This is a genomic window from Bacillus sp. CH140a_4T, from assembly GCF_008923725.1.
Taxonomy (GTDB): Bacteria; Bacillota; Bacilli; order Bacillales; family Bacillaceae_G; genus Bacillus_A.
In genome coordinates, this window is the sequence record NZ_WBPF01000005.1 from 813,618 (window position 1) to 825,495 (window position 11,878).

General features: G+C 35.2%; 9 protein-coding genes and 1 pseudogene. 3 read left to right on the top strand and 7 right to left on the bottom strand.

Annotated features, from left to right (window positions below):
- Positions 1–227 precede the first annotated feature (227 nt).
- Complete coding sequence (locus F8162_RS05260; RefSeq protein ID WP_151634391.1) at positions 228–1,121, bottom strand: LysR family transcriptional regulator; 894 nt, start codon at positions 1,119–1,121, stop codon at positions 228–230.
- A gap of 122 nt (positions 1,122–1,243) precedes the next feature.
- On the opposite strand from F8162_RS05260, the gene F8162_RS05265 reads away from it, so the two are divergent.
- On the top strand, positions 1,244–2,209 hold the full coding sequence (locus F8162_RS05265; protein ID WP_151634389.1) for a quinone oxidoreductase family protein: 966 nt from the start codon (positions 1,244–1,246) through the stop codon (positions 2,207–2,209).
- A 247-nt stretch (positions 2,210–2,456) separates the two neighbouring features.
- On the opposite strand, the pseudogene F8162_RS05270 reads toward F8162_RS05265, so the two are convergent.
- The 5 genes and pseudogenes from F8162_RS05270 to F8162_RS05290 all read right to left on the bottom strand — a co-directional run bounded on the left by F8162_RS05270 (position 2,457) and on the right by F8162_RS05290 (position 8,034).
- A pseudogene (locus F8162_RS05270) lies at positions 2,457–3,121 on the bottom strand (putative protein N(5)-glutamine methyltransferase).
- Between the two features lie 390 nt (positions 3,122–3,511).
- Positions 3,512–4,222: a histidine phosphatase family protein gene (locus tag F8162_RS05275; protein ID WP_151634387.1), complete on the bottom strand. Its 711-nt coding sequence runs from the start codon at positions 4,220–4,222 to the stop codon at positions 3,512–3,514.
- A 158-nt stretch (positions 4,223–4,380) separates the two neighbouring features.
- Positions 4,381–4,905 carry a GNAT family N-acetyltransferase gene (locus F8162_RS05280; protein ID WP_151634385.1) on the bottom strand — a complete coding sequence of 175 codons (525 nt, stop codon included), beginning with the start codon at positions 4,903–4,905 and terminating at the stop codon, positions 4,381–4,383.
- 6 nt (positions 4,906–4,911) lie between these two features.
- The gene (locus tag F8162_RS05285; protein WP_151634383.1) at positions 4,912–6,813 is read right to left on the bottom strand and encodes an endonuclease MutS2; all 1,902 of its coding nucleotides are present in this window, start codon (positions 6,811–6,813) and stop codon (positions 4,912–4,914) included.
- A gap of 504 nt (positions 6,814–7,317) precedes the next feature.
- A complete protein-coding gene (locus F8162_RS05290) occupies positions 7,318–8,034 on the bottom strand; it encodes a hypothetical protein (protein WP_151634381.1) in 717 nt (238 codons plus the stop codon).
- 378 nt (positions 8,035–8,412) lie between these two features.
- Here F8162_RS05290 and F8162_RS05295 point away from each other — a divergent pair, with 378 nt between their 5' ends.
- Positions 8,413–9,234, top strand: a complete 822-nt coding sequence (locus F8162_RS05295) for an exosporium leader peptide-containing protein (RefSeq protein WP_151869322.1) — start codon at positions 8,413–8,415, stop codon at positions 9,232–9,234.
- Positions 9,235–9,328: 94 nt separating this feature from the next.
- On the opposite strand, the gene amyS is transcribed toward F8162_RS05295, so the two are convergent.
- Positions 9,329–10,870 (bottom strand): alpha-amylase, encoded by a 1,542-nt coding sequence (amyS, locus tag F8162_RS05300; RefSeq protein WP_151634379.1) that lies wholly within the window; start codon positions 10,868–10,870, stop codon positions 9,329–9,331.
- A 216-nt stretch (positions 10,871–11,086) separates the two neighbouring features.
- On the opposite strand from amyS, the gene F8162_RS05305 reads away from it, so the two are divergent.
- Positions 11,087–11,878, top strand: coding sequence for an arylamine N-acetyltransferase family protein (locus F8162_RS05305; protein ID WP_151634377.1), 792 nt, complete (start codon positions 11,087–11,089; stop codon positions 11,876–11,878).

Genomic DNA, 11,878 nt, shown 5'->3' on the forward strand with positions numbered 1-11,878 from the left:
CTTCCTAGAGGCATTTTACAGAAACGAATAAACGTTGTAAATTTCCTTATGATTATTGGAATATACGAAGAAATTTACTTAGCCGTCTAAGAAAAAAAGTTGAGAAATACACATTTTATAGCATTCTTCATTTAAAACATAAAAGAACCGATACTTGTTACATGCAAGCATCGGTTCGTTATACAAAAGTGCCATTTTTCTTTTATATAAAATAAATATTTCTCCACTTAATCTGTTGTAAAAAACTCCCTCGTCACATCAATAAATTGCTGTAGTGGCACTGTCATCCATTTATCTTTATGCCAAGCAATTTGTGTATAAATCGGTGAGATTGCACTCTCTAAATATAACTCTTCTATCGTCCCCTCTCGTATATCTTTTTCTACTACTATTGCTGGTAACACAGCTATTCCTAAATCTGCAATAACACATTGTTTAATTGCCTCGACACTAACAAACTCAATCTTATTTGCTGGATACACATCTTCCTTACGAAATAGCTCTTCAAATAAAGTCCGATACGAGCAACCAAGCTCCGTTAATAAAAGTGTCTCACTTTCTAAATCTTTTGTAGAAATGGAAGGTTGTTCAAGTAAACGATGCCCTGAAGCAGCTACTACCTTTAATTCTTCTTTCATAAGCGGCTCCACATGTAAAGCATCTTCTGTTTTACATTCATCCAAAATAAAGGCAAGATCGACTTTTCCCTCCATCAATTGTTCCTTCGCATCTTTATTGGAATGCGCTGGTTTAAATATAAGCTTTATTTGAGGAAATTGTGCTTTAAACCTCTTTAATATAGAAGGCAGTCTATATGTACATTGACTTTCCTGCGCACCGATTATTAACGTACCTTCTATTTCCTCATCATCTTTCACAGCCATTTTTGCTTCGTTACTGAGTGCAATCATCTTGTCGGCATATAGTTGAAACTTTCTACCTGCTTCAGTTAAAAAAAGACGTTTTCCTAATCTTTCAAATAACGGCGTACCTAGCTCAGCCTCTAACGTTTTAATTTGCGCCGTTACGCTCGATTGAGCAAAGTTTAATTTCTTCGCAGTTTGCGTAAAATTCAAAGTGTCCGCCGCTACTTTAAATGTAATTAATTGTTTTATCTCCATTTATCGTCCCTCTTTTCAATCGATATTTCCGATTGATTTCATCGAAATAATCCTCTTTGTCTATTGATATTTGTATTGTATGATAAAGAGCATCGACAAACAATAAAATGGAGGTATTCCATATGAAAGCACTTTGTTTTGAACAGTTTGGAAGTCCAGATGTACTACAATATAAAGAAATTCATGATCCAATCATAAATCCAAATGAAATTCTTATCCGTACGACAGCAATCGGATTAAACTTTGCTGATATTTATAGACGCCGCGGTGATTATCATCTCGCTGGCAACCCGCCTTATATATTAGGTTATGAAGCGGCTGGCATTGTTGAAAAAGTAGGAGCTGACGTTACGAATATTAATCCTGGAGACCGTATTGCATTTGCTGATGTCCCATTTGCAAATGCAGAACTAGTTGCCATTCCATCAGAGAAAGCAATTAAGCTTCCAGATTCTATCTCTTTTGAAACAGCCGCTTCTGTCTTATTACAAGGATTAACAGCAGACTATTTAACGAAAGATAGCTATCAAATAAAACAAGATGATATAGCTTTAGTACACGCAGCAGCTGGCGGTGTTGGGCAACTTCTTATTCAAATAATTAAACTACTAGGCGGAAAAGCAATCGGCCTCACGTCATCAAAAGAAAAAGCAAAGATAGCTGCATTAGCTGGTGCTGATCACGTTTTTTTATATACGGAAGCATGGCATACAAAAGTACTTGAAATAACAAATGGTCATGGAGTAAATGTTGTATATGAATCAGTAGGTTCTACATTAGAGGAAAGTTTTAGCGCTACTAAAACTGGTGGTACTGTCGTATTTTACGGAATGGCCGGTGGTAATCCTGCGCCCGTTGATCCGCGTATGCTTATGGATACTTCGAAAACTTTAACTGGCGGAGACCTTTGGAACGTGCTTATATCTTATGAAGAGAGAAAGGAACGCTCCTCTCAATTATTCGAATGGATTACGGCTGAAAAATTAAAAATCGCAAATCCTACTACATTCTCTTTACAAGACGGTGCCCGTGCCCATGAATTATTAGAGAGCAGAAAAAGCACCGGGAAGATTTTATTAATTCCTTAATCATTCCCATTTAAAAAGGAATCTAGATTCGATTTTATCAAGACCTAAATTGAAACAATTAATAAATGAAAGGACATAACATATGTTATGCCCTTTCTTCTTCAAATAACGGGCCTGTGTAAATTTGAAATAAATTTTGTGCTCATTGCTCAATTAAAACGCCCTTTAAGTAAATATGAATTTTTTATTTGTATATCGCTAAGAAATTATCATTTCACTTGTAAATAAGACTACGTACTAATTTATGCTAAAAACGAGAATTCACTCCTATAACGACAGTAGCGTCTAGTTCCTCATCTCTAGCCAATTTCGGAGTAAGCCCAGCATCAGCAAAAATTGCAAAGGTCTGTGTTGCCTGCATTTCGCTCGTTTCTATTAAAAGATGTCCTCCCGGTGCTAGCCAGAGAAATGCTTCTTTTGCTACTCTTCGCTGAATGTGAAGTCCATCCTCTCCCCCGTCAAGCGCTATCTTTGGTTCATGTAGGCGAGCTTCCTGTGGGAGCAGCTTTATTGCCTTGGTAGGAACATATGGTACGTTTGCAACTAGGGTATTCACACGACCTTTAAGTGAATGAGGCAAGGCATTATACAAGTCACCTTCAAAAACATGGCCACCAAAATTTGTTACGTTGCGGCTTGCACATCGGACTGCGACAGGGTCAATATCAACAGAATACAATTCAACTCGTCCTAAAGCTTTCACCAGAGCTATACCCACAGCCCCTGACCCGCAACATAGATCAACGACGATATCATCAAAACATGACAGGGCTTTTGCCTGGTGAACAAGAAACTCTGTACGGTGACGAGGCACGAAAACACCTCGGTCCACTCTTCTATCCGCAATCCACAGAAAGCTGCGTATCCAACAACATATTCAAGTGGTAAACCATGGGCCCGCATTTCCACCATTTTCTTTAGGTCCTCTGGTGTTTGTGCCTCTGACATAAGTAACCGGGCCTCATCTTCTGCGAAAACACACCCCGCGCTCTGAAGCCTGTTAATGATACATTTTTCCGTTTTATTTTCCAAAAAGAAATTAAATTCTCTCCCTATTTATCTCACCACTTTTTCTTATTTATAACCCTGTATTCGTTAAAAATTGGAGATATCCTTTTCAACAAAGCAACCCTATTCAAAAAGTTACACCCTTATTCAATTAAATGATCCAATTGTTGAACAAAGAAACACGCTACATAATGGATATTTTCACCAAAATATCCTAACCTAATTTTATAAATAGAAATAAGAAAAGGAAGCTAGATTTCTCTAGCTTCCTTTTCTTATTTCTATATGATTTTTTTATATTTCCACACTTTCTTTCCCTTTTGCAACATAACTCATATCTCCAACAGACTCGACTGTGTATGTTCCATCTTGATATACAATCTTCGTCACACTAGCATTTTCCACTCCAAGTTTTGTTTTGCTGCTGTCTAACATTTCTATTAAAGCAGTAATCAAAAGCCCATGAACGACAACTAAAACGTTGCCAGCTCCATTTCCAGCAGCTTCTTCACTAATTTTATCAATCTCTGTTTTTATACGAGTAGAAAATAATTCCCAATCTTCCGCCTGTTTCGTAGGATCTGCTGCTCTAATAAGATTAATCACTTCTTGAATAGAAAACTTCATAAGTTCTTCTGGTGATGAAACGCCCGCAGCTTTACCAATCGTTTCCCACATATTATCAAGTTTCTCACCTTCAAAAATACCGAAATTTAATTCTCGTAAATTTTTTCTTTTCTCAAGTTTCAACTTTGATTGCTCACTATATTTTAATACTAAATTAGCAGTTTCAATCGCTCGGCCGCTATCACTACTATATGCATTCGCAAAATGAACATCTTTTAATCCCATTCCTAAATTAGAGGCAACTTCCACACCTTTTTCTACTAACGGAGAGTCTGCCCAACCTTGTGCGCGATGGTTCGTATTTAATATTGTTTTACCGTGTCTTGTCACATATAACGTAACTACATTCTCATTGCTATCTGTTTCTCGATTCTTCATTCAATTCTCTCCCTTTACATTTCTATATCAATTTTACCACCTTAATTATTCATTGAGCAAAATATACGTAAGTAAATTTACTTAATAAAAAAGCTATCTTTCTGTATATCCCTACAAAAAGATAGCATCTTTTATGATTGTATTTTCAACCGATACTCTTACTCAGCAAAAGCACTCGAATATTGCACAACTCCTTCTACACCTTGCAGAGCGTTCTCGCTTAGCTCAATCACCATAAACACTTCATCTGGCACTTCAAATGGTGCTTTTATATTCCACTCACTTGCTTTCTTAAAGCCAAATTTCGGATAGTACTCTGAATGTCCTAACACTACAACTGATCCGTATCCAAGTTCTTTCGCTTTTTCTAACGCAGCTACAATAAGTTTTCCGCCAATTCCTTTTTTCTGATGATTTGGAGCAACTGAAACCGGTGCAAGTGCTAACGATTCTACAGAAGTTCCATCCTGTTCAATCGTAATTTTGGATAACATAATGTGACCAACGATTTCCTCATCTACTGCAACGATTGATAATTCAGGAATAAACGCGTCACATTCTCTAATACGTTTTACAAGTGCATGTTCTGTTTTATCGCTAAATTCTTCATGTAAAAATGCTTGTTGTACAACTTCTTCTGTTTTTCTATAATCGTTTTTTTGTTCTTGTCTAATCGTTACCATTTTAACTTAGCCTCTATTCTTCCTTATTTCTTTTTGGATTTTACGAAGCGCTTTTTTCGATCCGCGCTCTATATCATGTTGCATTTTTCTTTCTTTATAATCGACAAATAGTGTATTTAAATCATATCCCTCTGGGTATAATTCCTTTGCTGCTACCTCTAAAGTGATACGTTTTACATTCACTTCAACAAATTCACCGTTATAATATACAACGACGTTATAGAAATTATCTATTTCCTTATAGATAATACCAAAATCATCATAATCTAATACATTTACACGATCGCCGATTTTGTACTCGTAATGGTTTTCTCTTTTTTCTTGCACAAATTTCGGTTTTCTAATTTTACTTTCATTCACTTTTTCTAGAGCATATTCTTTATTTCCCATATACGCTTTCGCTCTTTGCAGTACACGCTCTCTTACGTTCATTTTATTCGCAATCCAAAGTGCATTACTTTCTCCTGATTTACCGATCACTAATTTATAAAGTGGTTCTAGCGTCTCACTATTAAACTGCATCGCTGCGTTCATAAAATCATCATGCATTTCTGAGAATCGTTTAATTTCACCGTAATGCGTACTCGCAACTGTAATACATCCCGCAAGATAAAACTCCTCTAAAATAGAAATTGCAAGTGCTGCCCCTTCATTCGGTTCAGTCCCACTTCCTATTTCATCAAATAGCAGCAACGTATTATTATTTGACATCCTCATAATTTCAGATAGATTTTTCATATGAGATGAAAATGTACTTAGTGCATTTTCGAGACTTTGATTATCACCAATATCTACAAACACATTTTCGAAAATAGCAATTTCTGTTTCTTTATCTCCAGCAATGTGCAAACCTGACATTGTCGCTAAAGTTAACAATCCGATTGTTTTTAATACAATTGTTTTCCCGCCTGCATTTGGTCCTGTAATAATTAAACTACGATAGTTTTGACCGATTTCAAAGTTTAACGGTACTACTTTCCCACTTAAAAGTGGATGCTTACAATTTACTAAATGAATGTAGCCATGATCATTTAACTTCGGCTCTATTCCATCGATTGATTTACTAAACTTCGCTTTCGCAAATACCATATCATATTGACTAATTAACTCCATGTTAATCTTTATACTATAAATGTTTTCTAACACCATTCCTGATAAAGTCGCTAAAATTTGATACTCTTCCATCGCTTCTTCTGCTTTCAAACTTGCGAGTTCCGCATTTAACTTTGTAACCGTATGCGGTTCTATAAATACAGTAGAACCTTTAGCAGACGCTTCAACTATACTTCCCGCAACTTGATTTTTATAAGAAGATTTAATTGGAATTGTATACCTATCATCCTTCTTACTAATAAAGAATTCTTGAATATACTTCTTATTCGTACTACTATTTAAAAACTTTGTTAAACGTTCTTTTATTTTTCCATCTACCGAATCAATGTTATTTCGAATTCTTTTTAGCTCTTTACTAGCAGCTGCATCAATGCTATTTCCTTTAATGGAAAAATTAATTTCCTCTTCAATACTTTTAAATTCAGTCATTGAATTTGCATAAGAAGCTAATACTGGCGCAAAAAATTCTTTATCTAACATAAACTTTTTAATCTTTCTACAGCCGCGTAAAAAGTCTGAAACACTTACTAACTCTTCAGGATCTAAAATCATCCCTTTTTCTAATTTTTGAATTGTACTACCAATATTTGAAATACCGAAGAAAGGAACATGCCCTTCTGCATCTACTATAGCTCGTGCTTCCGTCGTTTCATTCAAGCGATTCCTCACTACTTTTATACTCGTACTCGGTTCTAATTTATTTAATAATTCCTTACCTAATCCACTTACACAATAAGATTTCACTATATCCTTTAATTCGTTATATTGTAACTTTTCAAAAGTCATCGTATTCATTTTGTTTCTCCTCACTATGATTGATTTTTATCATAAATGAAGATACCTACCCATTAGATTCCAATGAGCCCTACATGATTCAATTACCATTTTTATACATTAAAAATATACGTAAAAAAGCTGCGGGGATACCGCAGCTTTTACATTTACAAGGCATGAGTAATAACATATGAGGAAATAAGCCATAAAAAAGCAGTTGGCAATCCCATTATTACACGCTTTATAAAGTATTGTAGGTATCTTCATAGGTATCGAAATAAATCCATGACAAAATTAGGGGTATGGTATACATAAAAATCCCCTGTTCTTATCCGATTTATTTCATTAAATTTTTCCTATTTAGTACCTACCGCACTCACAAAAAGCACCTCTCATTAATTTATATTATAGTCATTGAAATCTAATTTACTGAAATCATCATACTATATGTTTTGTGAGAAGTAAAGGTGTCAGACTATTACCTTTCATACCTTACTAAGGACATCTTTTTCTGATAATACTCTTTTACTTTATATATTGTAAAATCTTTATATACTCATTTCTTTTCTCAAGGGTATTTTTCGCATCTTCAGCCGTTACTAAATACTCTACCGCAATATGTTGTAAAACATCCTTATTAATATTGGGTAGCTGGATCGTTATCTCTCCCACACTACTCTTACTATTTTCAATCGTTTTATTGAATTCCCTTACACTTCTTGCAGCCTCCGCTACTGTTTCCATATGTACAGGATTGTTTACATCTAAAACAGTATTACTTCTAAAAACTACTGTATAATACTGCTTCAAATTTTTCTTCGCTATTTCTTTCTCTTCACTTTTATCGAAAACAGTATCCCCCGCCTGTATTCGATTGAAAATAAGCATAGTATTATTCTCTCTTTTTTCATAATATGTATTGAATCTTTCTTGTAAATTATTTGCTTCTTTTTTTATTTTATAGTTATCATTATTTACTTTTGGAGAGACTTGTCCCTCGAAAGAAATTTGAAATTGCAAATACGGTTCATCAACTTGCTGTACAGTAACTATCCGCCACTTTGGACCAAGGAAATCCTTTCCATTATCCAATGTTTCAACACTGTTTAATTTAACAGACATACCATACTCAGCTTTTGTATAACTTTTTGCTGTTTGTTCAATTTCTTCATCCGATATATCACATGATGTTAATAGTAGTAAACTAAACATTATGCTATATTTCATTATTGTTCTTTTCATATTGCCTCTCCTTTTGCTACTACTTCCTATACAAAAGTTTCCTTATCAATTTTAAATTACGATTTATATAAAGAACTTCTTTTAATAACTACAAGTGTAAAAACACCCATTTATTATCATTTTACACTTATAGTGTAATTTTACACTATATTCATTTTATCGTAAAGCAAATATCATATCTATTTAAATCACGTTAAAAACATACTAATATTTAATTCTATAGCAATCACAATACTGTTTTTTATTGTATCGAACTTTAAAGTAATAACTTTAATTTCACTGCAAAAAAATTAAAAAAGCGCCTCCGCTATTGCGAATGTCATTTACTTTCCCTAATACATTTAATAATTATGACAAGCAATCATAGGAGGTTACTATATGAACGAACAATATATTATTTTACATGGACCTGCTCTTGAACCAGATTTAATCGGCCCCACACTACCACCAATTCCACCATTTACATTCCCTACCGGACCTACTGGAATCACAGGACCTACCGGAATTGGGATAACTGGTCCTACTGGGGTTACAGGACCTACCGGAATTGGAATAACTGGTCCTACTGGGGTTACAGGGCCTACCGGAATTGGAATAACTGGTCCTACTGGAGTTACAGGGCCTACCGGAATTGGAATAACTGGTCCTACTGGAGTTACAGGGCCTACCGGAATTGGAATAACTGGTCCTACTGGGGTTACAGGACCTACCGGAATTGGAATAACTGGTCCTACTGGAGTTACAGGACCTACCGGAATTGGGTTAACTGGTCCCACTGGAGCAACCGGTTTAGGGACCTTGCCCATATTTGGAACAATAACTTCTGAAATAGGTATCGGTTTTTCAGCAGTAGTTAATACAAATGTTAATTTCACCATTCCAGGACCTGTTAGTGGAACTACTCTAAACCCAGTAGACAACTCCATTACAATTAATACCACTGGTGTATACGCTATATCCTTTTCAATCGTATTTGCGATACAAGCTATTTCGTCCGGTATATTAAATCTTACAATAAACGATTCGATTCAATTCGCAATTGAAACACGAGTTGCTGGTGGTTCTGGGGTAAGAGCTACATCCGCCAGAACTGATTTATTACCTTTAAACCAAGGAGATGTTCTTCGAGTACGAATAAGAGAAGCCACGGGTGATATTATTTATTCCAACGCATCTCTCGTTGTTTTAAAAGTCGACTAATTCATTTATGAAAATAAAAATCTAGGAATGATAACAATATAAAAAGAAGAGGAAGACTTATATTTCAGTCTTCCTCTTCTTTTTTATCACCAATTTACTTCTGAACATATATGGAAACCGATCCTCCACTTACATGGAACTGTCCCCATCCGTCCTTATTAATTGTTACAGTATTTGTTTGATTACCCGTCATATCGTACCATACTTCTCCTGCGTTATTCTTTCCAACTTCCATCCACTTTGATCCTCCTGACCCATCTGAGATTAATGTCGCTAGACCAGAATCCGCATGTACACCATCACCTTCTCTTGTCCATCCAATTACATCTGGATGGTCTAAATAATCACGCTGCGTACCATATGCAAAGTTTTTTCGTGCCGTCAAAATCGGATCAATTTTATCTTTTAACGCTGGGATTTCATAACTACTATTTCCGTTTGTTCCATAGTAATCACCATAGAAAACTGAAGGATAGCCCTCTGCACGAGTTAAAATAAATGCATATGCCAACGGTTTAAACCACGGACTTACTACAGATTCCAATGACTGTCCGGGCTGAGAATCATGATTCTCAACGAGAGTAACTGCGAGTGCAGGGTGATTTTGCATTACTGTTCCATTTAAAATACTTCTCATATCATAATTCCCATTTCCTTTTGAAGCATAATGAAAATTATAGTGAAGTGGTGCATCAAATACAGATTGATTATAATTGACTTTTGCTAAATAATTATTTAAAGTCTGGATATCATTTTGCCAATATTCAGCCACCGTAAACATTTCTTTCCCCGTTTGCTGTCTGACATGATTTACCCAATCGCGTAAATATTCATGATCAATATGTTTAACAGCATCTAAACGAAAGCCATCTAAATTTAATTCATTCGCATACCACGTCCCCCAATTTTTCATCTCATTCGCAACATCTGGATGATCAAAATCAAGATCTGCATACATCAAATAATCATAATTTCCATTCTCGCTAGACACTTCCCAGTCCCACGCTTTACCTATCCCCCTAAATTTATAAATTCGATTTAATTTCCTTCCTTCATCCCAATCCGTTCCATCAAAATGATACCATTTCCATTTAAAATTAGAATGAGTATCTCCGCGCCCTGGAAAGTTAAACCCCGTCCATGCATTAATTTCATAATCACCTGATACTTCAATATTTCGATTGTTACGGTCTACCTCAACAGCTGTTACATTTTCAGTATAATCCGCTCCACCTTTATGATTCATAACTACATCGCCATATACATCGATGTTTTGCTTATGTAAAGCTTCAATTGCAGATTTCAACTGTGCTTTTGTCCCATATTTCGTCCGCACCGTTCCTTTTTGATTGAATTCCCCTAAATCATATAGATCATACGCTCCATATCCTACATCATTTTGCGTAGTTCCTTTATATGCAGGTGGTATCCAAACAGATGTAATTCCTTTTTGAGCTAAATTTTCAGCATTTGAATGCAAGCGCTTCCAATGATTACCATCATTCGGAGCATACCACTCAAAATACTGCATTAACGTTCCATTGTTAACCGTATCTGCATACACTTTACTTCCCCCATGTATACTAGGTAAAAACAAAACAACCGACAAGCCGACTACTGTTATTTTTTTCAACATATTTACACCATCCCCTTCAAAGAAAACGTTTGCATAGCTTATCGGAATTATTATAATATTCGTTCTACAATTAGTAAAGTAGCAATCTCTCACTCTCCCACATTATTTTTTAATCTAACTTCAAATATTCAACAAATACTTCACCGTAGTTTTTATTTCACATCTTATTCAAAATTGTTTACAATTTATCTATAAAAGCATAACGGAGGGATTTCTATGACGGACTTTCAAAAACATTTTTTTGCGCGATTACATATAGAAGAAATACACAAAGTTTCATTCGAAGATTTACCTAACATTATGTACGCGATGGCACAAACTGTCCCTTTTGAAAACTTAAATATTCTCGAAAACAACTTTACAGAAATATCAAAAGAAAATCTAAAAGAAAAAATTTTAGTGAACAACCGTGGCGGTCTTTGTTATGAACTCAATCCTACTATGTATTACTTCCTTAAAGAGGCTGGATTTGATGTTCATCTCATTTCAGGAACAGTGTACAATGCTGCAAATTCTATATGGGCTGTTGATTCTGGCCATATCGCAACCGTTTTAACACATCATAATGAACTTTATTTAATTGAAGTAGGATTCGGCTCATACTTACCTCTTGCTCCTATCCCTTTCTCAGGTGAAGTCATTCACTCCGTTACAGGAAATTATCGTATTCGTAAAGAAATGACCGAAAAGGGCAACTACATGTTAGAGATGCGTAAAAACAATGAGTTTTTGGATCAATCTTCTACTGATGATTGGACGTTAGGATATGCATTTTATATAGAAGAAGTGAATGAAGAAAAAGCAAATGCGGCACAAAAAATTATCGTTGAACATGAGGACTCACCATTTAACAAAGTACCTCTTATTGTAAAACTAACTGAAGATGGGCATGCATCTTTAACAAAGGATAGTCTAACAATAGCGAAAAGCGGTAAAAAAACGAAAGAACATGTTACAGATGTGCAATATAAAAATCTTTTACATGCAAAATTCGGAATTACATTATAA